The organism is Nocardia caishijiensis NBRC 108228 (assembly GCF_001612825.1).
GTDB lineage: Bacteria > Actinomycetota > Actinomycetes > Mycobacteriales > Mycobacteriaceae > Nocardia > Nocardia caishijiensis.
The window spans coordinates 37,117-63,847 of record NZ_BDBE01000050.1; the positions used below are offsets into that span (position 1 = coordinate 37,117).

Consider the following 26,731-nt stretch of genomic DNA (forward strand, 5'->3'; position numbering starts at 1 on the left):
CCCTCATTAGTATACCGCCCGGTGTAGTACACTGATTGGTGAAGTAAATAGTGAAAGTGGGAGCTGATGAACGACACCGCACACCGGGCGACGGTCCGCACCTGGGTCGGCCTGGCGGTCCTCGTGCTGCCCATGCTGCTCATCGCGATCGATGGCATGGTGCTGATCTTCGCGCTGCCCGACATCACCGCCGACCTGGAACCCTCCGGCACTCAGCAACTGTGGATGCTCGACATCTACTCGCTGATGCTCGCCGGGCTGCTCATCACCATGTCGTCGCTCGGCGACCGTTTCGGTAGACGGAAAGTCCTCCTGATCGGCGCGGTCCTCTTCGCGATCGCGTCCGTCCTCGGTGCGCTCTCGACCGAACCGTTGATGCTGATCGCCGCCCGTGCCCTGCTCGGCATCGGCGGCGCGACGATCATGCCGGGCACGCTCTCCCTCATCCGCAACATGTTCCTCGACCGGGCCCAGCGCCGAACGGCCATGGCGGTCTGGTCCGCGACGGGTGCGCTCGGCGCCGCGGCTGGGCCGATCATCGGCGGCTGGATCATCGAGGTGTTCAGCTGGCACGCGGCGTTTCTCATGAATATCCCGGTGATGGTGCTGTTGCTCGTGCTGGCGCCGATCTTCGTTCCGGAGAGCAGAAATCCGAACCCGGGCCGCATCGATGTCCTCAGCATCGTGCTCTCCCTCGCGGGCATGATCTCGTTCGTCTACGGCGTGAAGACCTTCGCCGAGGGCACGGAGCCCGGCATCGCGTTCCTCACGTTCTTCGCGGGCCTGCTCCTGGTCGCGCTGTTCGTCGTGCGTCAGCTGCGGATGCCGGTGCCCATGATCAACGTCCGACTCTTCCGGGTGCGGGCCTTCACGGGCGCTGTCGTCACCGATCTGCTGTCGATATTCTCGCTGGTCGGCGCCCTGTTCGCCCTCACCCAGTTCCTGCAGCTCGTCGTGGGTCTCAGTGTTGTCCAGTCGGCGCTGTGGATGTTGCCGCAAGCCGCGGTCTCCGCCTTCGCCGGGTTCATCGCCGCGGCGCTCGTCAAGCGGATGCCCACCTCGATCATCGTCGCCGCCGGGGTCCTGATCACCGCGGGCGGTTTCGCGACGCTGCTCACCCTCACCCCGGCCACCCAGCCGTGGGTCATCGCTGTCGCACTGTGTCTGGTCGGCCTCGGCGCCGGAGTGGGACTGACCCTCACCAACGACCTCATCATGAGCTCGGTCCGCCCCGAGCAGTCGGGCCAGGCCGCCGCGATCAGCGAAACCGCCTACGAACTCGGCACCGCCTTCGGCACGGCGATCCTGGGCTCAGCGCTGCTCGGCTTCTACCGCTCCGGACTCGCCGACACCGCACCGGCCGGGCTACCGACCGGCGTGCTCGAATCCGCGAAGGAGACCCTCGGCGCGGCGCTGCTGTACGCCGAGGAACTACCCGGCGCGCTCGGCACAGCGCTGTCCACGGCCGCGACGGAGTCGTTCACCACCGCGCTCGCCTGGACCGGCGGCCTCGCCGCCCTGATCCTGCTCGCCGTGGCGATCTTCGCGGGCGTCATGCTGCGCGGTGTCTCGGCCCAAGCCGACCTCGCCACCCACGACCACTGATGACGACCGGCCCACCCAGCCGCTGGTACCAGTACAGCGCGCCGTCGAGGTTCCCCGGCCGGTCAGCGGGTGCGCGGATCCCGCAGCGACGCCATTGCTTCCATGAGCGAGGAATGAACGGCGGTCAATTCCGGTGTCGCGAACGCCTCCCAGGATTGCTCACCCGCACCAGCCTCGGCGGAACGGGCCTGCCCCCAGTCGTTTTCGCCGGTTTCGTCCACCGTCCCTTCCTCCCATGCCGTGTTTTCCGGATTGTGCTTGTACACCCACCACAGGTGGCCGAACGGGTCGGCGAAGCGCGACAGTACGTCGCCCCAGAAATCCGTCGGCTCGGTGACGATCCGTGCACCACGCGCGGCGGCTCGTTTCAGCGTGGCGGCCGGATCGTCGACATAGACGCGGACGAAGGACGGCATGTACGGCCAGTCCGGTTTGCGGTCGGCGATCGTCAGCGTCGAATCGCCGATCCGCAATTCGGAATGCAGAATCAGGCCGTCGGTGTCGGCGGTCCGCGCCTCGGGGACCTCGATCGCTCCGAACACATCGACCAGGAAGTCGAGCAGACCTGCCGCGTCATCGGTCCAGATGAAGGGGTCGGCCGTTGCGGATCCGGCGGGCGCGGCGGGGACTGCGGGAGTGGTGGACATACTGTTCCTTTCGCTCGGTGCCTCAAGATTCGCCGCAGTTGCGGACAGGATATGGCCACAAGGGCGCCTAGCCTCGTGGTGTGTCCACCGGTACTCGCACCCTCGCGCTTCTCGGTCTGCTGCAAAGTCGTCGCCACTGGTCCGGTGCCGACTTGGCGCGTCGGCTCGATGTCAGCGAGCGGACCGTCCGGCGCGATGTGCTCAGCCTCCAGGAGATCGGCTATCCGATCGTCACCACGCGCGGTACCGGCGGCGGCTACCAGCTCAGCGCGGGTGCCTGCCTGCCGCCGCTGGTGCTGGGAGAAGAGGAGGCCGCCGCGACGGTGCTGGGGCTGAAGGAGATCGCCACCGGCGTCCACCCCGCCTCCGCGGAAGCCGCGATGAGCGCTATGGCCAAGATCGTCCAGGTCCTGCCGACTCGTATCCGCCGCCGGATCGACAGTCTGCGGACCGTCGCGACCCCCGCCGGTGAGGGATCCCACCGCGCCGGAATAGACGATGTCACCGCGTTGACCACCCTCGCGTTGGCCTGTCGGGACGCCGATACCGTCTCGTTCTCCTACCGCGGCAGCGACTCGGCCCCTTCGCAGCGCACCACCCAACCGCATCAGATCGTCAATGTCGAAAGTCGCCTCTACCTGGTGGCCTGGGACCTCGATCGCACCGACTGGCGTACCTTCCGAATCGACCGGATCGCGCATCCACACCGCACCGGTGCACATTTCGCACGGCGCGGCCTGCCCGGGGGCGACCCGGTGGAATACGTTCGCGACCGGATCAGGTCGATGCCGTCGAGGTACCGGGTCCACGCCACCATCCGAGCTTCCGCCGAACGTGTCAGAGCCGAAATCGTCCACCACGGCACCGTCGCAGCCATCGACCCTGACTCGTGCGAGGTCCACATCGCCGCCGAATCCCTGGACTGGGCAACCTTCTGCCTCGTCTCGATCGGCGCGCCGTTCGTCGTGCACGGACCACCCGAAGCCATCGACCTCGTGAAGGACTGGGGATCCAGGCTCCTCCTCGCCACACCCGCACCGACGCCCAGTCGCTGAGCAAACGCAATCCCTCTTGGTCGGCGCACAGTCGCGGTCACCAGCTCGGCCCCTCGACTCCCACCCGTCTCGACCTTCTCACCGCCCGGCTCTTCGCCGATTCGGGAATGAAACTAGGTGATACAGCTGTTGAGATTCCTGGGTAAATCGTAGAAAAATCGTAGAGAGCAGGGGTGGACCCCGAAGATGACCAGGTCAGCGGGGGTGTAGGCTTTGTCGGTCATGAAGTCGGCTTATTCGGGTGCGCCCAAGACGGTCTACCTCGATCACGCGGCGACCACCCCGATGTTGCCCGACGCGGTCGAGGCGATGACGGCTGCGCTGGGGATGGTGGGGAATGCCTCGTCGCTGCACGGGTCGGGGCGGGCGGCGCGGCGGACGTTGGAGGAGGCGCGCGAGTCGATCGCGGCCGAGTTGGGGGCGCGGCCGTCGGAGGTGATCTTCACCTCCGGGGGGACCGAAAGCGACAATCTCGCGATCAAGGGCATTTTCTGGGGGCGACGGGCGGCGGATCCGCGCCGGACCCGGTTGGTGGTGAGCTCGGTCGAGCATCACGCGGTGCTCGACGCGGTGGAGTGGCTCGAGCAGCACGAGGGTGCGCGGGTGAGCTGGTTGCCGGTCGACGACGAGGGCGTGGTGTCGCCGCAGGCGCTGCGTGAGGTGCTCGCGGCGTACGGTGACGAGGTCGCGCTCGTGAGCGTGATGTGGGCCAACAACGAGGTCGGCACCGTGCAGCCGATCGCCGAATTGGCCGCCGTCGCACAGGAATTCGACATCCCGATGCACAGCGACGCGATCCAGGCGGTGACCCAGGTTCCGGTCGACTTCGCGGCGAGCGGGCTCGCGGCGCTGAGTGTCGCGGGGCACAAGGTCGGCGGGCCGCACGGCATCGGTGTGCTGCTGCTCGGTCGGCAGGTGCCGTGTGTGCCGCTGATCCACGGTGGTGGCCACGAGCGCGACCTGCGGTCGGGGACTTCCGACGTGGCGGCCGCCGTCGGGTTCGCCGCCGCGTTGCGCGCCGCCTCCGCCGACGCGGTACTGCGCCTGAAAGCGTTGCGCGACAAGCTGATCGCCGGTGTCCGTGAGCTCGAGCCGGATGCCGTGCTCAACGGTCCCGCCGACGAACGCAGATTGCCAGGCAACGCCCACTTCACCTTCCCCGGCTGCGAGGGCGACTCGCTGCTCATGCTGCTCGACGCCGCCGGTGTCGAATGCTCCACCGGCTCGGCGTGCAACGCGGGTGTCGCCTCGCCGAGCCATGTCCTGATCGCGATGGGGGTGCAACCGTGGCAGGCACGCAGTTCGCTGCGGTTCTCGCTTGGCCACACCTCGACCGAATCCGATGTCGAGACATTGCTGACCGTGCTGCCGCAGGTCATCGAAAGGGCCAGGGCCGCGGGCCTGGCCGGCGCTAGAGGAGGTGCCTGATGCGAGTACTTGCCGCCATGAGTGGTGGAGTCGATTCGGCGGTGGCCGCGGCGCGGGCCGTGGACGCGGGCCACGAGGTGGTCGGGGTGCATCTGGCGCTGTCGGCCTCGCCCGGAACCTTGCGCACCGGCTCGCGCGGCTGCTGCTCCAAGGAGGACGCCGGTGACGCCCGTCGCGCCGCCGATGTGCTCGGAATCCCGTTCTACGTCTGGGATTTCGCCGACCGCTTCAAAGAAGACGTGATCGACGACTTCGTCGCCGCCTACGCCGCGGGCGAGACACCGAACCCGTGCCTGCGCTGCAACGAGAAGATCAAGTTCTCCGCGCTGGCCGACCGGGCACAGGCGCTCGGCTTCGACGCCGTGGTCACCGGCCACTACGCCCGCCTCGAGGACGGCGTGCTGCGCCGCGCGGTCGACGCCGACAAGGACCAGTCCTACGTGCTCGCGGTGCTCACCGCCGAGCAGCTCTCGCGCGCCATGTTCCCGGTCGGTGACACCCCCAAGCCGCGCATCCGTGAGGAAGCGGCCGAGCGTGGTCTCGCCGTGGCGAACAAGCCCGACAGCCACGACATCTGCTTCATCCCCTCCGGCGACACCCGGGCGTTCCTCGGCGCCAAGATCGGTATCCGGCCCGGTGCGCTCGTCGACTCCGACGGCACTGTCCTCGGCACCCACGAGGGCGTGCACGGGTTCACCGTCGGCCAGCGCAAGGGCCTCGGCCTGAGCCACACCGCCGCCGACGGCAAGCCGCGCTACGTCACCGGGATCGACCCCGATTCCGGCACGGTGAAGGTCGGTTCGGTGGAAGACCTGCAGGTCGACGTCATCACCGCCGACCGTGCCATCTGGACCTCCGGCGTGCGACCGACCGAACCGGTCGAGTGCGTGGTGCAGGTGCGCGCCCACGGCGGCACCGCGCCCGCTGTGGTCGAACCGGTGGGTGACGGGCTGGTCGCGCGGCTGCGTGAACCGCTCAGCGGCGTCGCGAAGGGGCAGGCCATCGTGCTCTACCTGCCCGATGCCGACGGTGGCGACACCGTGGTCGGCAGCGGCACCATCGACGGCACCGATCGCGCCGGGGCCGTCGCGGGAACAACCGACGCCTCCGCCTGAGGCGTACTGTCTCACGGCGTCGATCGCGGTTCGGTGCCGGTCGACGCGTGCGCGCTCGGGCCGTGCGGGCAGGATGACAGGGGGCGGGTCCGTGCGTCGCACGATCGGCGGGTGCGATCCGTCGATGTTGCTCGCCGACCGGTGAGCGCACCGTTCGATGACACGAAAGGTGTTGTGCACGTGACACTGTCGCGAAGCGAGAACTCCGGTGAGAGCACGCCGACCGACCTGCTCGTCGGCGGGGTCGCCACGGGTGTCGGCTCCTGGCCCGGCACCGATCCGCGCGAAGCCGCCGCGACGATCATCGGCGAGCTACCCGACCTCGCGCACCTGGTCGAGCTGCCGCAGCGGGGGATCGGCGCCGACATGATCGGGCGGGTGTCGGCACTGCTGGTCGACCTGCGCTTCGATTCGACCACGCGTGGGTACCGGCTTGGCGCCCGACCGGGCGCGGTGTCGCGCCGGGCGCGCGACCTGCTCCGGTTCGATCTCGATGCGATCGAAGAAGCATGGGAGACAGCGGGTCTGGTGGGCTCCGGGCGGCCGGTGAAGCTGCAGTCGGCCGGTCCGCTCACCCTGGCCGCCGAGGTGGAACTGCCCGGCGGTCACCGGATTCTCACCGATTCCGGTGCGATGCGCGATCTTTCGGAATCCCTCGCCGAGGGACTGGCGCGGCACGCGGACGAGGTGCGCAGACGACTGGGCGCACAGGTCGTCATCCAGCTCGACGAACCGCGACTCACCACCGTGCTCGACGGTTCGCTGCGTGGCCCGAGCATCCTCAACACCATCAGCGCCCTCCCCGAGCCCGAGGCGCAGCGCATTCTCGACACCGTGATCGAGGCGCAGAACGCCCCGGTTCTGTTGCACACCTGCGCTTCTCGTCCCGCCCTCGCCACCATCGGCCGCACCGCCGCCGCCGGAATCTCCTTCGACGCCTCCACCATCACCACCGCCGACCTCGACGTCCTCGGCGACATCGTGGACCGCGGCAAGAAGATCGCTCTCGGCCTCGTTCCGACGGAGCAACCGGCCGCGCCGACCACCTGGCGGGCGATCGCGGAACCCGCCGTCCGCCTGATCGACCGCCTCGGCTTCCCGCGCACCACCCTGACCACTCAGGTGTTGGTGACCCCGGGGTGCGGGCTGGCAGGCGCACCGCTGGACTGGGCCCGCAAAGCCCTCTCTCTCAGCACCGACGTCGCCCGCGCGTTCACCGAGGACCCGGAGTCGATCAACTCCGAATAGCTTTCCGCTGGTCGGCTCATCAGAGGTACCATCTATTACGTAGTTGCCTAATAGATGGAGTCCGACATGCGCATGAACGCGAACGGCCAGGTCACCATCCCCGCTGAGCTGCGGGCGAAGTTCAATCTCAAAGAAGGCGACGAACTCGACGTGATCGAGGACGGCGGCGCGTTGCGCATCGTGGTTCGTGGTGGCGAGGACAGCCCCGGCGAGCGGCTCGTTCGCCAGATGCGTCGGCATCGATTCGACAATCCTGAGGTCGCGGAGTTGACGACCGATGAGATCATGGCGCTGCTGCGTGACTGAATCAGTTACCGCCCTGCGGCGAACCACTTTGGTCGACAGCTGTGTGCTCATTGATGTGCTGGACGGCGACCCCACCTGGGAACAATGGTCGGCTTCGGAGTTGTCCGCCGCTCGCAACTCCGGGCGAGTGGTGATCAATCCGTTGATCTACGCGGAGGTCTCGATCGGCTATTCGACGAAGGAAGCGGTGGAGGCCGCGTTGCCGCCTCAGGCGTTCGAGCGTGAACCGCTGCCGTGGGACGCGGCCTTTCTGGCTGCTCGGGCCTTTCTCGCTTACCGTCGGCGGGGCGGTGAGAAGCGGTCACCTCTGCCTGACTTCTATATCGGTGCGCACGCCGCGATCAGCGGATACCGGCTGCTCACTCGCGATGCGGCACGCTATCGCAGCTACTTTCCCACCGTCGAGGTCATCTCGCCGGTATGAGGCCGCGACGTGCGGGAACGGTCGCCGAAAGTGTCGGTGGCCTCCACTAATGTGCTGGGTGTGAGTGAGAGCGACAGCGCGGTTTCCGTGAGTGCCGAAGGTGCCAGCCCCGAGCAGCGGGTGCGGTGGCAGCAGTTGGCCGACGAGGTGCGCGAGCACCAGTTCCGCTACTACGTGCGGGACTCGCCGATCATCACCGACGGTGAGTTCGACACCCTCCTGCGCGAATTGCAGGCGATGGAGGAAGCGCACCCCGACCTGCGCACACCCGATTCGCCCACCCAATTGGTCGGCGGCGGATTCGCCACCGAGTTCACCGCGGTCGACCACCTCGAGCGCATGTTGTCGCTGGACAACGTGTTCGACTTCGACGAACTGCGCGCCTGGGCCGCCCGGGTGGAGGCCGAAACCGGTCCCGACCTGCACTATCTGTGCGAGGTGAAGATCGACGGTGTGGCACTGAACCTGGTGTACGAGAACGGCAAGCTGGTGCGCGCGGCCACCCGTGGCGACGGGCGAACCGGTGAGGACGTCACCCTCAACGCCCGCACCATCGACGACATCCCCACCGAGCTCACCGCCACCGAGCAGTTCCCGATCCCGGACCTGCTCGAGGTGCGCGGCGAGGTGTACTTCCGGCTCGAGGATTTCCAGACGCTCAACGCCCAGATCGTCGCCGAAGGCAAACCGCCCTACGCCAACCCGCGCAACACCGCCGCCGGATCGCTGCGCCAGAAGAATCCCGCGATCACCGCTCAGCGCAGGCTGCGGATGATCTGCCACGGTTTCGGCCGCATCGACGGCTACCGCCCCGACTCCATGCACGAGGCCTACCAGGCGCTCGCCGCGTGGGGGCTGCCGGTGTCGGAACACACCCGGCTGGTGCGGGGCGTCGACGCGGTGATCGAGCGGGTCGCGTATTGGGGCGAGCACCGCCACGACATCGAGCACGAACTCGACGGGCAGGTCATCAAGGTCGACGAGATGGCCTTGCAGCGACGCCTCGGCTCCACCTCTCGTGCGCCGCGCTGGGCCATCGCCTACAAGTACCCGCCGGAGGAGGCGACGACGACGCTGCTGAACATCGAGGTGAATGTCGGCCGTACCGGACGGGTCACCCCGTTCGCCGTGATGGCGCCCGTCACCATCGCGGGATCGACGGTCTCGATGGCCACGCTGCACAACGCCTCGGAGGTCAAGCGCAAGGGTGTGCTGATCGGCGACACCGTCACCATCCGCAAGGCCGGTGACGTGATCCCCGAGGTACTCGGCCCGGTGGTCGACGCCCGCACCGGCGACGAACGCGAGTTCGTGATGCCGACGCACTGCCCCAACTGTGGCACCGAACTGGCGCCCGCGAAGGAGGGCGACGCCGACATCCGCTGCCCCAACCAGCAGTTCTGCCCCGCCCAGCTGCGCGAGCGGGTGTTCCACCTGGCCGGACGAGGCGCCTTCGACATCGAGGCACTCGGCGACAAGGCGGCCGACGCGTTGCTGCGCTCCGGCGCCATCACCGACGAAGGCGATCTGTTCGACCTCGACGAGCAGAAACTGCTGTCGGTTCCGCTGTTCACCAACAAGGAAGGCGGCTTGTCCGCCAACGGCAGGCGGCTGCTGGAAAACTTGCAGGCGGTGAAGGACCGGCCGCTGTGGCGGGTGCTGGTCGGGCTGTCCATCCGGCACGTCGGCCCGACCGCCGCCCGCGCGCTGGCCGCCGAGTTCGGCAGCTTGGAGCGCATCGAATCCGCGACGGTGGAAGAACTTTCGTCGACCGACGGCGTCGGCCCGACTATCGCCGCGGCGGCGGCCGAATGGTTCACCGTCGACTGGCATCGCGCCATCGTCGACAAGTGGCGCGCCGCCGGTGTGCGCATGGAGGACGAGCGCGACGCCTCGATCGAACGCACCCTCGAAGGGCTGTCGATCGTGGTCACCGGTTCGCTGCAGACCTTCACCCGCGACGGCGCCAAGGAGGCGATCCTGGTCCGCGGCGGCAAGGCGGCGAGCTCGGTGTCGAAGAAGACCGCGTTCGTGGTGATCGGCGATTCACCCGGTTCCAAGGCCGCCAAGGCCGAAGAACTCGGTGTCACGATCCTCGACGAAGACGGGTTCCGGCTACTGCTCGAGCAAGGTCCGGAAGCGGTGACGCCTCCGGTCGACACGGATACTGCCGAAGAACCGACAACCTGATCGCTCAGGCCGCCGGGCCGGTCGGTGGCGGCCGGTCCGGCCGTTGTGCAGTCGGACCCGTCACCCGCGAGGCGGTCGAGCCCGACCGCCGTGAAGTCGGGCCCGCCACCGGGCGTCGACTCAGCGCGGGGTGACGGTGACCGTGTTCGCCATCTGGGTGCGAATGTCGAATTGGGCGCACTGGCCGTTGGTCAGCTCCACATGCCGGTGCGTCTTCTTCGAGTTCCCCTCGATGTCGACCACGACATCACTGCCGGTCATCGAGCACACCTTCGACACCGGCGCGTCGGTGTAACTGACGGTTCCAGCTCCCTGGCAGCTGTTCGTCGAGTTCCCCAGGAACACCCGTGCGGTTCCGTCCGGACACGGATCGGCCACCGCGTTCGGTGCCCCGACCACCAGCACCGGCACCACGGCCCCGGCCCCCAACGCCGCCACAACCAGTCCGCGCATCATCACTGTCGCTCCGCCTCTCGCCGATTTCCGGCCAGACTAACCGAGACCCCGCCACCCCGCGCGACGTGCACACGATCGCAACCTGAACCGGCGATCACCACACTCTGGTGGCGTTGCCGACTCGTCCGCCAGGGCGCGGTGGTCAACCGTCCGACATCCTGGCTCACGTTTCCGTGGGATCTGGTGAGAACATGGGTGACTCATCGGGTACGACCGCGACCTGCTGTATGGTCCGGCCGCCGACCCAAGAGCTTCCCCGCACCTGAATCCGGCCTGGATTCTCGGGGAGGCGGATCAGAGAGGCGGGGCAGTCCATCTTGTTGCGGAGTTTTCAGGTGGCCAATCACGGGTCGTTGGCCGAGGCGCAGCAACTGCGGCTGACCAAGGGCGCGGGTGCGCCGCTGCCGGTGCCGGTGACGGCGGTGTACGGGGTGGCGGCGTCGGGGAAGACGAGTGTGGTCGACGCGCTCGCGCAGATGCGTGACGCGGTGCTGAACTCGGTGAGCGGCTGGGACCCCTATGCGGGTCCGGTGCGACGGCCCCACCTCGGATTCGCCGATCGGCCGACCGAATTCGTCACCGGTTTCGTGGCGGAGGGTGTGCCGTACACCTACGGCTTCCGCCTCGACAGCGCCGATGTGATCGCGGAATGGCTCTACACCCATCCGCGCTCGCGCAAGCGAATCGTGTTCGAGCGCAACGGGGATCGGGTCAAGATCGGGCCGATGTTCGAGGCGGCGCGGTACGGCGTGGCGGCGCTGGTGCCGCTACTGCGGCCCAACGCGTTGCTGTTGAGCCTGGCCGGTCAGTTGTACGCGGAGGCGCTGGTGCCCGCCTACCGCTGGTTCGCGGCGAATCTGCACGTGCAGCAGGGTGATATCGGGGTCGAGGCGCTGGCGCACGACCTCGGAAGCCACATCTCCCGGTCGCCCGACAACGCCGCGCGCCTGCTGATGTTGTTGCGCACCGCCGATCTGGGCATCGAGGACCTGCTGATCGCCGAGCACGACCCGATGTATGCCGACTACCTGCGGGACATGGATGCCGGAATCGCCGCGCTCACAGCGCAACTCGACCAGAACGGCGCCGATGCGGTGCTGGTGGAGCGGGAACTGAGCACACTGCGGGCTGCCCGCGACACCCTGTACCTTCGCATGGTCGAGCGCCGTGGTCCCGGCCTGAGCCTGGTGCACGAAGGCATCGACATCGCGTTCGATCTGGCCGACGAATCGACCGCGACGCGCGCGCTGCTGCGGGTGCTGCCCGCCATGCTCGAGGCGCTCGACACCGGCGGTGTCCTCGCCGTCGACGATCTCGGCGCCGGACTGCCGGTGGAGGAGACCGACCGGCTGGTGCAGCTGTTCCAGAACCCGGAGACCAACGCCCGCGGCGCCCAGTTGATCTACACCACCGCCGACCGCGCGCTCATCGACCGTAACAACGGCCGGTCCCAGCGCACCAGGACGGCGGTGTGGCAGGTGCGGCGGGCGCAGGGCGTCAGCGAACTCGTCGGTCTGTAGTCGGCCTACCATGGGGTCATGCTCGAAGTGGTGATGGCGGTGGCCATGGTGACGATGCTCGTGGTCATGATCGGCGCCCTCCTGACCAGGCGTGGCGGCGGTGGGGGGACCGGGCTCGAGCACGGGTCCATGACGGTGACCGGCGTGAGCCCGTTGCCCGCCATGACCGGCGAGCACTACGTGACCATCACCGGCACGCTCACCGGGCCGTCGGTGCCCGCGAAGGTGGTGTACGGGCGGTTCGCCTGGGACGCGGCGCACTGGCCCTCGATCGGCGACCAGCTCGACGTCGTCTACTCGCCGCGTAACCCCGATCGCTGGTCCGCCCAGCATCCTGGACTCCGCCCGTATCTCGGTAGCTGAGACGGTCCCGGTGGCCGGGACGGGTGCGTCGGAGCTCACAGCCGCCCGGGTGCGATCATGCGGGAATGCACGGCAACAACCACGCAACAGTGAGCGGTCCGCAGATCCGGACCGCGCAGCCCGACGAATACGCCGCGATCTCGGCCCTGACCGTCGAGGTGTACGTCGGCGACGGCTACGTCTCCGCAACCGACGACTACGCGCGCGAACTGGGTGACGCGGCGCACCGGGCCGCCCACGCCCAGGTGCTCGTCGCTCTGCACGACGGTCAGGTGGTGGGGTCGCTCACCATCGCCGAACCCGGCAACCCCTACGCCGAGATCGCCCGTCCCGGCGAGCTCGAGTTCCGGATGCTCGCCGTGTCGAAGCGCGCGCGTGGGCTCGGCGTGGGAACGGCGTTGGTGCGCACCGTGATCGAGGAGGCGAAGGCGGGTGGCTTCGAGGCGGTGGCGTTGACGACCATGGGCACCATGGTCGATGCCCATCGCATCTACGAACGCCTCGGCTTCGTCGCTGTGCCGGAACGCAATTGGAGCACCGACGACGGGCTGCCGCTGTTCGTGATGCGGTTGGCGCTCAGCTGAGGACGGTGGCGACGATGCCGGCGAGGTAGCCGAGCCGGGCCACCTCGGACGGGCGGAAATCGGGGCCGCCCGGGCGGCCGAGCAGCAGCGCCTTGCCGGACCCGCCGAGCGGGGCAGCCGCCAGCTTGGTGTCCATGTCGCGCCAGATCTGGGGCACCCACTCGGCTTCGCCGTCGAGCCACGTCGGCTTCTCGATGGGCATCCACGGCGCCGAACCCGCTTGTGTCTCAGGAGCACTCGGGCTGCCGACCACCCGGTAGGCACCCGAGGGGCCGAGCGCGATGATGGTCGACCAGCCCGCCCGTAACACCCGGGGCACACCGTCGACGAGGACCTGCATGCGATCGTCGCGCGCACCGGCCACCTGGTCGATCAGCTCGAGTTCGCGGTGGGTGTCGAGGACACCGGAGTATGGGCGGATGGAGTCGACGCTCACATCGCGCACGGATTCGGCGGCCGTGATGAGCGTGTCGGGCAGGGCGCCGGTCGGCACCTCGACCACGAGATCATCGATGGCGAATCCCGCGCCGCGCTCGACGACATCGAGCGAGAGGATGTCCGCGCCCACTCCGCCGAGGGCCAATGCGAGGGAACCGAGGCTTCCCGGTCGATCCGGAAGTTGCACGCGGAGCAGGTATGACACGTGCGTTCCTTTCCTTGACGGCCGAGGCTGTTCGAGAACGAATACCCGGTGAAGCAATACTTACACCCCCAACCGGGGGATCTCGACTCGAGTATGACGCCATCGCGCCGAGGAGGGCGAACTTTCGTGCGAGGCGGGTGCGTCCGGGGCTGCTCGCCCACCTCGTTAGGCTGTACCGGAAGTTCTGCCCACCCGAAGCCGAAAGGGGTCCCGCGGTGCCCGCAATCTCCCGCGACGAGGTCGCTCACCTCGCCCGGCTGTCCCGGCTGGCGTTGACCGACGCCGAACTCGACCAGTTCGCCGGTCAGCTGGATTCGATCCTCAGCCACGTCCGGACCATCACCGAGGTCGCCGCCGACGTCCCCGCCACCGCATCGCCGAACCCGACGACCAATGTCACCCGGCCCGACGTGGTCGTGCCCGGCCTCACCCCCGAGCAGGCGCTGGACCAGGCGCCCGCCGTGGAAGAACAGCGTTTCCTGGTCCCGCAGATCCTGGGAGAGGGCGAATGAGTGAGTTGACCACGCTGTCGGCGGCCGAGCTGGCGAGCAGGATCCACGGCGGCGAGGTGTCCTCCACCGAGGTCACCCAGGCCCACCTGGACCGCATCGGCAAGGTCGACGGCGAGCTCAACGCCTTCCTGCACGTCGCGAGCGAGCAGGCGCTGGCCGCCGCCGCCGTGGTCGACGCCGCGATCGCCTCGGGGGACCGGCCCGCCTCGGCGCTGGCGGGAGTTCCGTTGGCGCTCAAGGACGTTTTCACCACCACCGACATGCCGACCACGTGCGCGTCGAAGGTGCTCGAGGGGTGGATGTCGCCCTACGACGCCACCGTCACCGCGCGGCTGCGCGCCGCGGGGATCCCGATTCTCGGCAAGACCAACATGGACGAGTTCGCCATGGGATCGTCGACCGAGAACTCCGCGTACGGCCCCACCCGCAACCCTTGGGACACCACCCGCATCCCGGGTGGTTCCGGTGGTGGTTCGGCGGCCGCGCTCGCCTCGTTCCAGGCGCCGCTGGCCATCGGCACCGACACCGGTGGCTCGATCCGTCAGCCCGCTGCCGTCACCGCCACCGTCGGTGTGAAGCCCACCTACGGCACCGTGTCCAGGTACGGGCTCGTCGCGTGCGCGTCGTCGCTGGACCAGGGCGGTCCGTGTGGTCGCACCGTGCTCGACACCGCGCTGCTGCACGAGGTGATCGCCGGGCACGACCCACGCGACTCCACCTCGCGCGATGTGCCGGTGGCCCCGGTGGTCGAGGCCGCGCGTCAGGGCGCCACCGGCGATCTGACCGGGGTGCGGGTCGGCGTGGTGCGCGAATTGCATTCCGACAGTTACCAGCCCGGTGTGCTGTCCTCCTTCGACGCCGCCGTCGCGGTGCTGAAGGAACTCGGCGCCGAGGTGATCGAGGTGTCGTGCCCGAGCTTCGAGTACGCGCTGTCCTCGTACTACCTGGTGATGCCGTCGGAGGTGTCGTCGAACCTGGCCCGCTTCGATGCCATGCGCTACGGCCTGCGCGTCGGTGACGACGGCAGCCACAGTGCCGACCAGGTGATGTCGCTGACCCGCGAGGCCGGTTTCGGCCCGGAGGTCAAGCGCCGCATCATCATCGGCACCTACGCGCTCTCGGCCGGGTACTACGACGCCTACTACGGTCAGGCGCTCAAGGTGCGCACCATGATCGCGCGCGACTTCGACGCCGCCTACGAGAAGGTCGACGTGCTCGTCTCGCCGACCAGCCCGTTCACCCCGTGGAAGCTGGGCGAGAAGGTGGACGACCCGCTGGCGATGTACCTGTCGGACCTGTGCACCCTGCCGACCAACCTCGCCGGGCACCCCGGCATGTCGGTGCCGTCGGGGCTGTCGGCCGACGACAACCTGCCGGTGGGTCTGCAGATCATGGCACCCGCCCTGGCCGACGACCGGCTGTACCGGGTGGGCGCGGCCTACGAGGCGGCCCGTGGCCCGCTGCCCACGCCGGGCGCGGTCTGAGAGTTCGTACCGAGCGGGGCCCGTCGAGGAGGAGAATCCTTGGCGGGCCCCGCTTTCCGTCGACGAGGACAATGAGGCCGGTTCGCGACCGACGGCGGCTCCTGTGGCCCTCGCGCGCGATCCAGCGCGCGGGCGAGACTACGAGACGGCGCGAGCGGCGACTCCGGCCGTCATGGCGCCGAACCCGGCGCGCAGGTGCTTGCCGAGCGCCAGGGTGACCACGAGGCTGAGCCACCCGGCAAGCGTGAAGCGCGATTCGTAGCGGCAGCGGTCCTCGCCGAGCGGGACCACGGTGTGTGAGCGCAGGCTGTGCAGCGCGCCCAGTGGCACCGGCTTCATCGCATAGCTGAACTCGACGCCCGGCGTGTGGGTGCGGAGCCACTCGCGCTGGGCGCGCTTGTTGCCACCGAGATTCACCATCATGTCGATCGGCTCGCCGGGCACCAGCGTGCTCGAGGCCTCGTAGCAGAAGGTATTCCACTCGCCGTAGTGTGCGAAATCGGTGAGTACCTGCCAGACTTTCGCGGCGGGGGCATCGATCTCGACCGTCTCGTCGATCACCAGAGTCATGCGTGAAAGCTAGAACAAGTTCTAGAAATCGGCAATGCGCTCAGATCGCGCGGCGACGTTTGCGTAGCGCGTCGATGATCACCGCGCAGGCCGCCGTCACCGCGAACAAACCGAGCACCGTGCGCGCCAAGGGCCACAGGTTGGGCCGGTCGGCGGGGTCGGTCTCGGCGAAGACGTTCTCCACCACCGGTGCGGCGTAGTCCTGCCTGCGCGAATTCACGTCTACGGCGGTGAAGGCGATATCGGCCATCACGCCGCAGCGTGCCCGCGAGAACTCGTCGTCGCGCAGCTCACAGGCGGCATGGATGCGCCGGTTCAGAGCCGCGTCCACCGAGCGCCGGGCCCACGGGCCGAGCGGCTCGTCGACCCGTTCGGCGTAGCGCAGCATGTCGTAGCCGAGGTCGTGGGCCTTGCAGGCGGCCTCGAACTCGCCGGGCAATGTCACCGGGGAGGAGCAGCCGCCGTTCGGGTTCACCAGCATGCCGTCCTGTTCGGCGGGGTCGTACCCGAACTTGAAACCGAAATCGCGGGGGATGAGCGCGGGCACGTCCGGGTCGTCATCGGTGAGGGAGCGCACCACGGCGGTGGCGGCCGCGTTCTCGACCCCGCCGCCCGGGGTGGTACCCATCGCGCCCGGTGCCGACATGACGACCGCGGCGGCCATCGCGAGCCCGGCGGTGCACAGCGCGATGCCGCTGCGGCGGCGATGGGGAGTGGTGGTGTCGGCGGGCGACGCGGAACCTGTGGCACGGGCACGGCGAGCGGCGGGTGCCGGGCGAAGCGGGGTTTTCATGGCCTCCGACAGTAAGGAGCGGGTCGTACGGCGGGCATCCCGCTGCGGACCGGTTTCGCGAGGCGCGCGGGGGGTGTCCCGGCGCCGGGGTCACACCAGGGTAGGGGGTCGCAGTTCGTTCGTGGGTATGAGGTGGGTCGACGGCCCGTTTCCTAGGCTCGTGACCATGACCGGACAACTGCGCACCTCGGCACGCCGGATCGACGCGAACACCTGGTTCGATCTGGCGACCGTGCTGGTAGCGCTCATTTTGTACAGCGTCGCGTGGCCGACGCTGTTCGTCACCCACGAGGTGCCCGCGGCGGTGGCACCGCTGATCTCGGGGCTCGCGGTGTTCCCGCTCCTGCTCGTCCGGATCAACCCGGCCCTCGGCTGGGCCATCTCCGCGGGCGCGGCGCTGCTCATCTCGCTGGTGCTCGCGCCGACACCGGGCAACGACCTGCCGTTCCAGGTGGTGCACGTCATCGTGTTGTTCGTGCTGCTGTTCGCGGTGGCCGTGCGCGCGCCGCTGCCGGTGGTGGTCGTCGCCTGGGCGGGGCAGTCGATGTTGTTCGCCACGACCATGCCCGGTTCGGCCGACGGTCCGCTGTGGGGCTGGCCCATCGGGTTCGGTGCGCTGGCGTTGCTGGGCTACCTGCTCCAGACCGTCGTCGCCTCCCGGGCCAAACTCGAGCGACAGGCCGAGGTCACCGAGGTGGAACGCGCGCGCCGCGCCATCCTCGAGGAGAAGGCGCGCATCGCCCGTGACCTGCACGATGTGGTCGCCCACCACATGTCCATGGTGGTGGTGCAGGCCCAGACCGCGCCCTACCGGATCGCCGATCTGCACCCGGCGGCCGCGGCGGAATTCGAATCCATCGGCGTCTCCGCGCGCACCGCGCTCAACGAGATCCGCGGCATGCTCGGCGTGCTGCGCAGCGACGGGCAGTTGCCCGAACACGCGCCGCAACCGCGCGCCGCCGACGTGCCCGCGCTGTGCGAGTCGGCCGCGCGTGCCGGTCTGCCCGTCGAGTGGACCGTCGACGGTGACCTGTCGGCCGTGCCCGAGACCACCGGGCTGGTCGTGTACCGCGTCGTCCAGGAGTCGATGGCCAACTGCGCGCGGCACGCACCCGGCGCCCCCGTGCGCGTCGCGGTCGGAGTGCGGCCCGGCCTGGTGACGGTGACGGTCCACAACGACCCCGCCACCGGTGTGCCGAGCAAGAGCACGGGTGGCGGGCACGGCATCGACGGCATGCGTACCCGGGTGGTGGCGGTCGGCGGACAACTGCTCGCGGGACCCACCACGACCGGCGGATTCGAGGTCTCGGTGACGCTGCCGACCCCGTAAGGTGGTCGCGTGGCCATTACCGTCTTGATCGCCGACGACCAGGCGATGGTCCGGCAGGGTTTCGGTGCCCTGCTCGGTGCCCAACCCGACATCAGCGTCGTCGGTGACGCGCCCGACGGCAAAGTGGCGGTCGCCGAAGCCAAACGGCTGCGTCCCGACGTGGTGCTGATGGACGTGCGCATGCCCGAGATGAACGGACTCGACGCCGCCCGCGCCATCCTCGCCGCCGGTTTCGACCCGCCCGTGCGGGTGCTCATGCTCACCACCTTCGACATCGACGACTACGTGTACGAGGCGCTGAGCCTCGGCGCCAGCGGGTTCCTGCTCAAGGACGCACCCGCCGAGGAACTGGTGCGCGCGGTGCGGGTGGTCGCCGACGGCCAAGCCCTGCTCGCCCCGACGATCACGCGCCGCCTGATCGCCGACGTGACCCGTCGACGCAACACCGTGCGCACCGCACCCGCGCCCGCCCTGGCCACCCTGACCCCGCGCGAACGCGAGGTTCTCGAACTTGTCGCCAAGGGTCTGTCCAACACCGAGATCGCGAGCGAGCTGTTCGTCGCTGAGCAGACCGTGAAAACCCATGTGTCCAAGGTCTTTTCCAAGCTCGGCCTGCGCGACCGGGCCCAAGCGGTCGTCCTCGCCTATGAATCCGGTCTGGTCGTTCCCGGCTGAGCGGGTCCGCTCAGCGCGGGCACACTCCGCCGCGCAGATCGGGCAGGTGGCGTGCGAGCAGCAGCGCCATCCGGTCGAGCAGGGCGGTGGTGTCCTCGAAGGTGCCCGAATCCGCCTGTGCGGCAAGGGCGACCGCCAGTTGGCCGCTGCCGACCGGGATCAACCCGAACTGGCGGACCGTGTACACGCCGGTGTCGTCGTCGGGACCCCAACCACCCTTGAACTCCGCGTGGTCGAGCAGGCCGAGACCCCAGCCGTGCTCGGGGGTGATCTCGCCCATCAGTCGCATGACCACCTCGGTGTCGGGCAGGCACGGCAGTTTGGCGGCGAAGCGCACCTGGTTGGCCAGCGACCACTCGGTGACACCGAAGGCGGTGTAGTCGAGTTCGGTGCGCATGCCCGGCTTGTCGGCGCTCACGTCACCGGCCTCGTCGAGCACCTGCTGCACCGCCTCGGCCGCCTCGGTGCCGTCGCCGAGGGACTGCCACAGGCCGTAGGCGGCGTCGTTGTCCGACACCGTGATCGCGGCCTGCACCATCTCGAAGATGGACTGGTCGTGGTCGTGGCGCAGGGCGGCCACGGCCAGCGGAACCTTGATGGTGGACCAGGCGATGCCGGTGGTCCAGTCGCCGTAGATCGTCATCCGGCCGCCGCCGACCGGCATCAACGCCATGCCGACCTGGCCCGGCAGAGTCGCCTGCAACTGGGTGAACTCGGCGGCCAGCGAATCGGGCAGGATCACCGACTGGCCGGGGCGCCAGGCGTCGCCCTCGTCGCGCTGGACCGTGGGTGCCGGTTCGGCGGTCGGGGTGCCGGGTACGGCGCAGGAGCCGGACAGCGCCGCCGTCACCAGCAGCACACCCGATACGAGACCGCGACAGGCAGCCTTCACAGTAGAGCCAGCCACCTGAAAACCCTCCCCACCACCGGTTGCGCATGGGCGCGGTGCTCCGGCGGTGCAAACTACTCGTCTAGCGCGCCCGGACGATCTCGGGCGTATGCCAGTAAGTTTCGCATATGCCGGGACGGTCGCGCTGTCCGGCGACGGGCACGGAAAGGGGGTCGTGGTGCACGAGATCGGTGAGGTGTTCGCCGGGTTCACCATCGAACGGATGCTCGGGCAGGGCGGCATGGGCACGGTGTATCTTGCGCGCCATCCGCGCCTGGACCGGTTGACCGCGTTGAAGCTGCTCAATCGGGACCTGTTCGCGGACGCGCGGATTCGGGCCAGGTTCGAGCGGGAGGCCGATCTGGCCGCCGCGCTCGACCACCCCGGGATCGTCACGGTGTTCGATCGGGGGGCCGAGGACGAGCAGCTGTGGATCAGCATGCAGTACGTCGACGGGATCGACGCGGCCACCGTCGATCCACGCACGCTGCCACCGCAGCGGGCGGTGCAGATCATCGACGGTGTCGCCGACGCGCTCGACTACGCCCACGGGCACGGCGTGCTGCACCGGGATGTGAAACCGGCCAACATCCTGCTCGCGCGATCCGGCGGCGGGCAGGGGGAGCGAGTGTTCCTCACCGACTTCGGGATCGCCCGGCTGCGCGCCGACTCGACGCACCTCACTCAGCAGGGCATGTTCACCGCCACCCTTGCCTACGCCTCGCCCGAGCAGATGACCGGCGCCGAGCTCGACCACCGTTCCGACCAGTACTCGCTGGCGTGCACGCTGTACTGGCTGTTCACCGGTGTGGCGCCCTTCGACTCGCCCGATCCCAACGAGATCATCCGCGGCACCCTGTACGCACCCCCGCCCCCACTCGCCCTGCGCCGCACCGGTCTGCCACCCGCCATGGACGCGGTCCTCGCCGCCGCCATGGCCAAGCACCCCTCGGCCCGCTACGAGTCCTGCACGGCGTTCGCCAAGGCGGCCCGCCGAGCCCTCACCTCGTCCGAACCGCCGATCCTGCCCGCGTCCTACGCCGCGCCGGGGCAGCCCCCTGTGTTGCCCACCCCCGGTTATGCCCCACCGGTACCTGGTGCTCCGCAACTCAATTGGCCGCCAGCGGCACCGATCAGACCGCCGGTCGGTCAGCCCTACGCCGCCCACCCGCCTGCCGCCCAGCAGCCCGCGCCTCAGCAGCCAGCGGCTCAGCCCCCTTCGGCTCAACCGCTGGGACCGCCACCGGCGCCTCAGCAGCTGCCTGGTCAACCTCTCGGGCAGCAGCCTGTGGCCCAGCAGTCGCCGAAGGTGGTACAGCAACCTCCGGGGCAGTCGTCAGCGCAGCCGGGGGCCCAGGAGTCCCGGGCGCAGGGGGCTCAGGCACAGCGGGCTGGGGCTCAGCCGCTCGCGGAGCCACCGCAGTCCCAGCGGAAGGCCGTCACTTCGCCGACTGATTTCGGCGGTGGTACGAAAGCTGTATCCGGAGAAGGGCTTCTGGTAGGGCTCGAGACGGGAGAGGTGTCGAGTACTGCTGCGACCGATGTTCTCGGCGTGCCGGACACCGGTCGCCTGGATCTCGAAAACGCTTCGGCACGAACACAAGTCACCGCTGTTCCCCCCGCGGTGGCCAGCGGGCAGGCCGGGGCAGCAGGCGGTGCGGGTGCGGCAGACGTGATGCCCGACGGCGCAGTGTCGTCGGTCCCTCGTGCTGCCAGGGGAGGTGCTGCGAGTGCTGCTACGGGAGGGGGGAAGTCGTCGGCTCTTGGTGCTGGTGGTGCTGGTGGTGCTGGTGGTGCTGGTGGTGCTGGTGGTGCTGGTGGTGCTGCGGATGTGGAGGCCAGTGGTGTGCGCCCGTCGCTTGCCGATGCTGCCTATGCTGCCGGTGCGGCTGCGGGGGAGGGCGAGTCGTCGGTCGTACGTGGCGGTGGTGCGGAGCTGACGGCCGACGGTGTCGGATCGCCAGCCCCTGACGCTGCCAGCGCAGGTGCTGTCAGTGCTGCTGCGGGAGAGGGGAAGTCGTCGGGTCTTCGTACTGGTGGCGCGGCGGATACGGAGGCCAGTAGCGTGGGCTCATCGATCCACGGTGCTGCCAGCGGCGGGGGTACTGATGCTGTTCGGGGTGAGGCCGCCTCGTCGGCCGTTCGTGCTGGTGGTGCCGCGGATGTGGAGGCCAGTGGGGTGGGTTCGTCGATCCACGGTGCCAGTGGCGGGGGTGCTGGTGCTGTTCGGGGTGAGGGCGCCTCGTCGGCCGTTCGTGCTGGTGGTGCGGTGGAGGTGGAGGCCGGTGGGGCGGGCTCGTCGTATGTTGGTGGCGGCGAGGGTGCCAGTAGTGCTGCGGGGGAGGGGGAGTCGGCTCTTCGTGCCGGTGGTGTGGATGCGGTTGGGGTGAGCGGGGCACCGAATTCGCCCGGAAGGGAATCCGCGGGTGCCTACGCGGCGGAGGCTGGGCCTGAGCGTGCGTACGTGGGCCCTCGGCGTGAGGTGTCGGCAGAGGGCGGGGACGCGGGGGGAGCGGGGACAGTGCACCCCGGTCTTTCCGGGGGGACAGCCGCCTCGGGTATTGCGGGAGGTCACTCCGGCGGCACGGGAGCAGCGGGAGGTCACCCCGGTGACACTGGAGCAGCGGGCGATGTGGCCGATCGAGGTGTCGCACTGACATCGAACAATGCGGCGGGTCAGGGTGATTCGCAGACGGGCCGTCTCGTGGCGGGTGGCGAGGGGGACGACAAGCCGTTCGCACTCGATGACGTGGGGCGCTCGCCGAACGCCGAGCAGCACCCGGCGTCCCCTGCCGCCGTGGTGGACGGTCGCGAAGCCTCGGTGCGTGCAGCCGCGCCCGTTGCGGCTCCGGTCGGGGCGCCGGGGTCGCCCGCGCAGGGACCGGTGGGCAACCGGGGCGTCGGCCCTGGGCGGTCTCCGCAGGGGCGGCATCCGTGGCCGGTGCCGCACCGTCCGCCGTGGTCGGTGCCCCGGCGGGTGTCGGGGTTGCAGCGGTTGGGGTGGGTGGTGCTCGCCGCGTTGGTCGTGGTGCTGCTGACGGTGGTCGGGGCGCTGTTGGTGGTCTTGCTGCCCGATGGTGACGACGACGGGGCCATCGGCGGGGTGGAAGCCGGTCCGTCGAGCGCGGTGGCGGAGGCGACCGATCCGTTCCTGGCGAGCCGACGGGTGTTCCCCACCCTGGTTCCGGCGGGCGGGGGTGCCGAAGGCGAGGGATATCGCGGGGCGCGGTGTACCGGTGTGCGTCAGGTCAGCGAGTTGGCGTGGAAAGAACCCGGGCTGCAATGGAATCCGATCAGCACGGGATGGCAGTGCGACCGGGTGGACAACAGTCTCGGCGCGGTGAGTTACCTCGTGCTCGAGTACGCCGACCGCGCGCAGGCCCGATCCGCGCTCGACGCCTTCCCCGCCGCGGTCCGTTTCGAGGCGGACAAGGACGGTGTGCCGGTGACGGTCCGGCGCTGGGTGGTTCCCGATCCGGCGACCAGCCGGGTGCAGACCGCCCACCAGGTGATCGGTTTCCCCGGCGACGCGGACCGCGCGAACTATCTCGTCGTGGTGAGCCGACGCGGCAGCAGCGGCACCGGCGGCGCACCGCGGCCCTCCGCCCAGGACGAGGTGATCGCCTGGTGGGCGGAGGTTCCGCTGTGACCTCAGTCGACGGCCAGCGCCGCGACGATCGGCATGCGCGAGGCACGCACGGCGGGCGGGATGGAACCGAGTAGCGCCAGCCCCAACGCGACGACGCCGTAGACGACGAGCAGCGGGCTTGGCGCGTAGACGATGTCGATGGTCATGGCATGGCCGATCGCCACGGTGCCGAGGTACTGCACCGCCGCCCCGGTCACCAGGCCGATCGCCGCACCGACGATCCCGATTCCGGCCGCCTCCGCGAGGACCGAGCGGAGCAGGAACTTGCGGTTGGTGCCCATGGCGCGCAACACCCCGAGCTCGCGGCGTCGCTCGAGCACCGACAGCATCAGCGTGTTCAGCAACGCCACCGTGGCCACCAGTACCACGATCCACAGGATCATGGTGCTCATCGCCGCACCCTGTTCCACACTGGACGAGACCGCCGCGACCTGGGCGGCACCGGTGTCGACATGGATCTGCTCGGGCACCACCGCTCGAACCGCCGCCCGCACCGCCGCCGGGTCCGCACCCGGTTCGAAGCGCACCGCCAGCACCGTCTCGCCGGGCCGCTGATACCACTCCCGCATCTGATCCAGACTCATCATCACCACACCCGAGACGGCCGTGAAGTACGGAATCACCTGCAGCACAGTGGCTGTGTGTTCCCCCGACGGAGTGGGCATGGTGATCCGATCGCCGACCTCGAGGTCGAGCGAACGGGCCACGTCACGGGTGACCACCACGCCTTCCCCTCGGGCCATCCGGTCGATCACTGCCGGGTCGACAGCGCCGAGCCTGCTGTCCTCGACCCTGGGCGGGTAGCCCTGCAACATCACCCGCCCACTGCCGATGGTCGCGAACGCCATCTGCCCCGGGCTCACGTACTCGACCCCCGGCACGGCGCTGACCTTGTCCGACAGGTCCGAGGGGAGGACGGGTCCGGTGGGGAACTCCTCGACCGGACTCGGACTCACGTACAGGTCGGCCTCACCGAGACTCTGGAACGAGGCGGTCGCCGAATCGACCATGTTGCGTGACGCGCCACCCAGCGCGACCACCGCCGCCACGCCGATCGTCACCGTCATCGCCGTGGCCCAGACGCGGCGCGGCGCGCGTTCCAACGTGGTCGCCCCGAGCGCGCCGGGCGCCCCGAACCAGCGGGCGATCGACCCGGCCGCGCGTACGATCGGCCCGGTCGCGGCGAAGCACAACACCACCGTCGCGGTGAACGACACGGTGATGGCCGCCAGCGAGAGTCGGCCGAGATCGATGTAGGCCAGCGCGATGGCCGCACCGACGAGGGCGAGACCGCCGATCAGCGAGACCAACCGCAGCCCGCGCCCCGCGGCGGCGACATCGCCAGCCTCGACGGGGGCGAGCGCCTCGACCGGTGCGACCCGGTACACCTGCCGCGCCGCGATGGCCGCCGCCAGCACAGTGGCCACCACGCAGGCGGTGATCGCGACGGGCACCGCGTAATTCGGGACCATGAACTCGGTCCGCGCCTCCACCGATTGCACCATCGCGGCGGGAAGTTGCCCGATCGAGAACCGCCCCATCACCGCGCCGATCGCGGACCCGATCGCGCCACCGATGAGCCCGAGCAGCGCCGCCTCCACCAGCAGGTCGCGCACCATCGGCCCACGCTGACCACCGATCGCGCGCAGCAGCGACAGCATCGGCCTGCGTTGTGCCACAGCCATACTCATCGCGTTGTAGATCAGGAACGCCGCCACGATCAGCGCCGCCGCCGAGGACATCAACGTCGAGTACCGCATGATCTGGATGGCACCACCGGCCTGCGCGGTCCGCAGGCTGGGTTCGGCGACCACCGCCCGCCCGTCGACCGCCGCGGTGAGCGCCGCGCGCAGGTCGTCGACATCGGTACCCGGCCTGGCCATGATCTGCACCGAGTCGAGCCTGCCGACCCGATCGGTGAGGAATTGGGCCAGTGGCAGTGGCGCGGCGACGATGTGGCCCCCGTTGAGGCGGTCGGTGGCCGCTTCGTCCAGCACGGCCGCGACCGTCGCCGTGCCGCCACCGATCGGGATCGAGTCACCTTCGCGGTAGCCCGTCGCGGCGCCGACCAACACCCCACGCGGCGTGCTGACCAGCTTGGCCGTGTACTGCGACATGGGTCCGGTCAGATCGCTGCCGAGCGCACCGATGGTTTGATCGGCACCGATCAGCAGGGTCCGGTCGGGTCCCGCGCCGAGCGTGCCGCGCAGCATCGGCGCCGCGGTCGCCACCCCTGGTGTGGCCGAAATGACCGGCAGCAGAGACTGTTCGAAGCCCGCGTCGGTGATGCCGGTGATCTCGAGCACCGCGTCGCCCGCGAGCCCCTTGGTGAGCCGATCGACCGACCCCGTCACCGAACCGGAGATGCTCAGCACCGCGACCAGCAGCGCCGCCGACACCGCCATCACGGCGGTCGACATGACGGTGCGACCGGGGTGCCGGACGAGGTCACCGAGGTTGAACAGCCGCAACCGATCCAGCACCGCGATCATGCGCGCACCCGCGTCGGCACCTGGTCGTCGGCACCGATCTGCCCGTCGCGCAACGTGATCACGCGATCGCAGTACGCCACCGCGCCCATGTCGTGGGTCACCATCACGACCGAATTGCCCTGTGCGGTGATGTCGCCGAGCAGGCCGAGGATCGACTCACCGGTCTTGGAATCCAGATTGCCGGTCGGTTCGTCGGCCAGGATCAGCGGCGGGTCCATGATGAGGGCGCGCGCCACCGCCACCCGCTGCATCTGGCCGCCGGAGAGCTCGGCGGGCCGGTGCTTGGCCCGGTCACCGAGACCGACGAGGTCGAGCAGTTCCAGTGCTCGCGGCTTGGCCTTGCGTAATCCGGTGCCGTCGAGCAGTTTCGGCACCGCGACGTTCTCCCAGGCCGACAGCGTCGGCAGCAGATTGAAGAACTGGAAGACGAAACCGACCTGCTCGAGCCGAAACGCGGCCTGCCGGTCTTCGTCCAGATCGCCGATCTCGGTGCCGCGGAAGCGAATCGAACCCTCGTCGGGACGGTCGAGCGCCCCGAGCAGATGCAGGAGGGTGGACTTACCCGAACCCGACGGCCCGATGATCGAGGTGAACTGCCCGGTCTCGATGCGCATGCTCACGTCGTCGAGCGCGCGTACCTGCTGGTCACCCACGCGGTACCGCTTGACGACGCCGGTCAATTCCAGCATCGGTGGTTGCGGTGTGGCGTTGTCGGTCATGTGTGTTGTCCCCCAAGAGTATTCGGGTGGCTGG

At 69.3% G+C, this 26,731-nt stretch carries 24 protein-coding genes; 16 read left to right on the forward strand and 8 right to left on the reverse strand.

Translation table 11 applies throughout. From position 1 onward, the window contains the following. The first annotated feature begins 66 nt into the window (after positions 1–66). Positions 67–1,605 carry an MFS transporter gene (locus NC7_RS26140; RefSeq protein ID WP_067987934.1) on the forward strand — a complete coding sequence of 513 codons (1,539 nt, stop codon included), beginning with the start codon at positions 67–69 and terminating at the stop codon, positions 1,603–1,605. Positions 1,606–1,667: 62 nt separating this feature from the next. Here NC7_RS26140 and NC7_RS26145 read toward each other — a convergent pair whose 3' ends face one another. Continuing rightward, complete coding sequence (locus NC7_RS26145) at positions 1,668–2,252, reverse strand: VOC family protein (RefSeq protein ID WP_067987937.1); 585 nt, start codon at positions 2,250–2,252, stop codon at positions 1,668–1,670. 80 nt (positions 2,253–2,332) lie between these two features. On the opposite strand from NC7_RS26145, the gene NC7_RS26150 reads away from it, so the two are divergent. From NC7_RS26150 to ligA, 7 genes are all read left to right on the forward strand, one after another. Continuing rightward, positions 2,333–3,307, forward strand: a complete 975-nt coding sequence (locus tag NC7_RS26150) for a helix-turn-helix transcriptional regulator (RefSeq protein WP_067987938.1) — start codon at positions 2,333–2,335, stop codon at positions 3,305–3,307. Positions 3,308–3,529: 222 nt separating this feature from the next. Then, positions 3,530–4,735: a cysteine desulfurase family protein gene (locus tag NC7_RS26155; RefSeq protein ID WP_067987941.1), complete on the forward strand. Its 1,206-nt coding sequence runs from the start codon at positions 3,530–3,532 to the stop codon at positions 4,733–4,735. Next, on the forward strand, positions 4,735–5,850 hold the full coding sequence (gene mnmA / locus NC7_RS26160; RefSeq protein ID WP_067987943.1) for a tRNA 2-thiouridine(34) synthase MnmA: 1,116 nt from the start codon (positions 4,735–4,737) through the stop codon (positions 5,848–5,850). Before NC7_RS26155 ends, mnmA begins: the two co-directional genes overlap by 1 nt. Before the next feature lie 180 nt (positions 5,851–6,030). After that, positions 6,031–7,098 (forward strand): methionine synthase, encoded by a 1,068-nt coding sequence (locus NC7_RS26165; protein WP_084458803.1) that lies wholly within the window; start codon positions 6,031–6,033, stop codon positions 7,096–7,098. 66 nt (positions 7,099–7,164) lie between these two features. Then, positions 7,165–7,404, forward strand: a complete 240-nt coding sequence (locus tag NC7_RS26170) for an AbrB/MazE/SpoVT family DNA-binding domain-containing protein (RefSeq protein ID WP_067493448.1) — start codon at positions 7,165–7,167, stop codon at positions 7,402–7,404. Next, on the forward strand, positions 7,397–7,828 hold the full coding sequence (locus NC7_RS26175) for a type II toxin-antitoxin system VapC family toxin (protein WP_201449940.1): 432 nt from the start codon (positions 7,397–7,399) through the stop codon (positions 7,826–7,828). Before NC7_RS26170 ends, NC7_RS26175 begins: the two co-directional genes overlap by 8 nt. An 87-nt stretch (positions 7,829–7,915) precedes the next feature. Next, positions 7,916–10,018 carry an NAD-dependent DNA ligase LigA gene (gene ligA, locus NC7_RS26180; RefSeq protein ID WP_067988107.1) on the forward strand — a complete coding sequence of 701 codons (2,103 nt, stop codon included), beginning with the start codon at positions 7,916–7,918 and terminating at the stop codon, positions 10,016–10,018. A 120-nt stretch (positions 10,019–10,138) separates the two neighbouring features. On the opposite strand, the gene NC7_RS26185 is transcribed toward ligA, so the two are convergent. Then, complete coding sequence (locus NC7_RS26185) at positions 10,139–10,474, reverse strand: hypothetical protein (RefSeq protein ID WP_067987949.1); 336 nt, start codon at positions 10,472–10,474, stop codon at positions 10,139–10,141. Between the two features lie 335 nt (positions 10,475–10,809). Between NC7_RS26185 and NC7_RS26190 the strand changes: the two genes are divergently transcribed. From NC7_RS26190 to NC7_RS26200, 3 genes are all read left to right on the forward strand, one after another. Beyond that, positions 10,810–11,994 (forward strand): AAA family ATPase, encoded by a 1,185-nt coding sequence (locus NC7_RS26190; protein WP_236573729.1) that lies wholly within the window; start codon positions 10,810–10,812, stop codon positions 11,992–11,994. Positions 11,995–12,012: 18 nt separating this feature from the next. Beyond that, the gene (locus tag NC7_RS26195; RefSeq protein WP_067987954.1) at positions 12,013–12,357 is read left to right on the forward strand and encodes a hypothetical protein; all 345 of its coding nucleotides are present in this window, start codon (positions 12,013–12,015) and stop codon (positions 12,355–12,357) included. A gap of 65 nt (positions 12,358–12,422) precedes the next feature. Further along, a complete protein-coding gene (locus NC7_RS26200; RefSeq protein WP_067987957.1) occupies positions 12,423–12,941 on the forward strand; it encodes a GNAT family N-acetyltransferase in 519 nt (172 codons plus the stop codon). On the opposite strand, the gene NC7_RS26205 is transcribed toward NC7_RS26200, so the two are convergent. Then, positions 12,934–13,584 (reverse strand): ACT domain-containing protein, encoded by a 651-nt coding sequence (locus NC7_RS26205; protein ID WP_067987960.1) that lies wholly within the window; start codon positions 13,582–13,584, stop codon positions 12,934–12,936. The two genes, NC7_RS26200 and NC7_RS26205, sit on opposite strands and share 8 nt — an antisense overlap. A gap of 215 nt (positions 13,585–13,799) precedes the next feature. Here NC7_RS26205 and gatC point away from each other — a divergent pair, with 215 nt between their 5' ends. Continuing rightward, complete coding sequence (gene gatC / locus NC7_RS26210) at positions 13,800–14,096, forward strand: Asp-tRNA(Asn)/Glu-tRNA(Gln) amidotransferase subunit GatC (RefSeq protein ID WP_067987962.1); 297 nt, start codon at positions 13,800–13,802, stop codon at positions 14,094–14,096. Continuing rightward, positions 14,093–15,580: an Asp-tRNA(Asn)/Glu-tRNA(Gln) amidotransferase subunit GatA gene (gene gatA, locus NC7_RS26215; protein ID WP_067987965.1), complete on the forward strand. Its 1,488-nt coding sequence runs from the start codon at positions 14,093–14,095 to the stop codon at positions 15,578–15,580. Before gatC ends, gatA begins: the two co-directional genes overlap by 4 nt. Before the next feature lie 138 nt (positions 15,581–15,718). Here gatA and NC7_RS26220 read toward each other — a convergent pair whose 3' ends face one another. Together NC7_RS26220 and NC7_RS26225 are read right to left on the reverse strand one after the other, a co-directional pair. Further along, entirely contained in the window at positions 15,719–16,150 is a 432-nt protein-coding gene (locus NC7_RS26220; RefSeq protein ID WP_067987968.1) for an SRPBCC domain-containing protein, read from the reverse strand. 40 nt (positions 16,151–16,190) lie between these two features. Continuing rightward, a complete protein-coding gene (locus NC7_RS26225) occupies positions 16,191–16,943 on the reverse strand; it encodes a hypothetical protein (RefSeq protein ID WP_067987971.1) in 753 nt (250 codons plus the stop codon). Between the two features lie 166 nt (positions 16,944–17,109). Here NC7_RS26225 and NC7_RS26230 point away from each other — a divergent pair, with 166 nt between their 5' ends. Both NC7_RS26230 and NC7_RS26235 read left to right on the forward strand, forming a co-directional pair. After that, positions 17,110–18,273 (forward strand): sensor histidine kinase, encoded by a 1,164-nt coding sequence (locus NC7_RS26230; protein ID WP_157102183.1) that lies wholly within the window; start codon positions 17,110–17,112, stop codon positions 18,271–18,273. Between the two features lie 9 nt (positions 18,274–18,282). Next, complete coding sequence (locus tag NC7_RS26235; RefSeq protein ID WP_067987976.1) at positions 18,283–18,948, forward strand: response regulator; 666 nt, start codon at positions 18,283–18,285, stop codon at positions 18,946–18,948. 10 nt (positions 18,949–18,958) lie between these two features. On the opposite strand, the gene NC7_RS26240 is transcribed toward NC7_RS26235, so the two are convergent. Next, a complete protein-coding gene (locus tag NC7_RS26240; protein WP_236573731.1) occupies positions 18,959–19,855 on the reverse strand; it encodes a serine hydrolase in 897 nt (298 codons plus the stop codon). 91 nt (positions 19,856–19,946) lie between these two features. Here NC7_RS26240 and NC7_RS30455 point away from each other — a divergent pair, with 91 nt between their 5' ends. Beyond that, a complete protein-coding gene (locus NC7_RS30455; protein WP_373861278.1) occupies positions 19,947–23,486 on the forward strand; it encodes a protein kinase domain-containing protein in 3,540 nt (1,179 codons plus the stop codon). Between the two features lie 2 nt (positions 23,487–23,488). On the opposite strand, the gene NC7_RS26260 is transcribed toward NC7_RS30455, so the two are convergent. Both NC7_RS26260 and NC7_RS26265 read right to left on the reverse strand, forming a co-directional pair. Beyond that, positions 23,489–25,978 carry an FtsX-like permease family protein gene (locus NC7_RS26260; protein ID WP_067987991.1) on the reverse strand — a complete coding sequence of 830 codons (2,490 nt, stop codon included), beginning with the start codon at positions 25,976–25,978 and terminating at the stop codon, positions 23,489–23,491. After that, positions 25,975–26,697 carry an ABC transporter ATP-binding protein gene (locus NC7_RS26265; RefSeq protein WP_236573732.1) on the reverse strand — a complete coding sequence of 241 codons (723 nt, stop codon included), beginning with the start codon at positions 26,695–26,697 and terminating at the stop codon, positions 25,975–25,977. The genes NC7_RS26260 and NC7_RS26265 overlap by 4 nt, the downstream gene beginning before the upstream one ends. Positions 26,698–26,731 lie beyond the last annotated feature (34 nt).

What these genes read in the sequence shown, in the direction of transcription:
- NC7_RS26140 (WP_067987934.1), top strand. Translation starts at nt 67, where the DNA reads ATGAACGACACCGCACACCGGGCGACGGTCCGCACCTGGGTCGGCCTG.
- NC7_RS26145 (WP_067987937.1), bottom strand. Translation starts at nt 2,252, where the DNA reads ATGTCCACCACTCCCGCAGTCCCCGCCGCGCCCGCCGGATCCGCAACG.
- NC7_RS26155 (WP_067987941.1), top strand. Translation starts at nt 3,530, where the DNA reads ATGAAGTCGGCTTATTCGGGTGCGCCCAAGACGGTCTACCTCGATCAC.
- mnmA (WP_067987943.1), top strand. Translation starts at nt 4,735, where the DNA reads ATGCGAGTACTTGCCGCCATGAGTGGTGGAGTCGATTCGGCGGTGGCC.
- NC7_RS26170 (WP_067493448.1), top strand. Translation starts at nt 7,165, where the DNA reads ATGCGCATGAACGCGAACGGCCAGGTCACCATCCCCGCTGAGCTGCGG.
- NC7_RS26185 (WP_067987949.1), bottom strand. Translation starts at nt 10,474, where the DNA reads ATGATGCGCGGACTGGTTGTGGCGGCGTTGGGGGCCGGGGCCGTGGTG.
- NC7_RS26195 (WP_067987954.1), top strand. Translation starts at nt 12,013, where the DNA reads ATGCTCGAAGTGGTGATGGCGGTGGCCATGGTGACGATGCTCGTGGTC.
- NC7_RS26200 (WP_067987957.1), top strand. Translation starts at nt 12,423, where the DNA reads ATGCACGGCAACAACCACGCAACAGTGAGCGGTCCGCAGATCCGGACC.
- gatA (WP_067987965.1), top strand. Translation starts at nt 14,093, where the DNA reads ATGAGTGAGTTGACCACGCTGTCGGCGGCCGAGCTGGCGAGCAGGATC.
- NC7_RS26220 (WP_067987968.1), bottom strand. Translation starts at nt 16,150, where the DNA reads ATGACTCTGGTGATCGACGAGACGGTCGAGATCGATGCCCCCGCCGCG.
- NC7_RS26225 (WP_067987971.1), bottom strand. Translation starts at nt 16,943, where the DNA reads ATGAAAACCCCGCTTCGCCCGGCACCCGCCGCTCGCCGTGCCCGTGCC.
- NC7_RS26230 (WP_157102183.1), top strand. Translation starts at nt 17,110, where the DNA reads ATGACCGGACAACTGCGCACCTCGGCACGCCGGATCGACGCGAACACC.
- NC7_RS30455 (WP_373861278.1), top strand. Translation starts at nt 19,947, where the DNA reads ATGCCAGTAAGTTTCGCATATGCCGGGACGGTCGCGCTGTCCGGCGAC.
- NC7_RS26260 (WP_067987991.1), bottom strand. Translation starts at nt 25,978, where the DNA reads ATGATCGCGGTGCTGGATCGGTTGCGGCTGTTCAACCTCGGTGACCTC.
- NC7_RS26265 (WP_236573732.1), bottom strand. Translation starts at nt 26,697, where the DNA reads ATGACCGACAACGCCACACCGCAACCACCGATGCTGGAATTGACCGGC.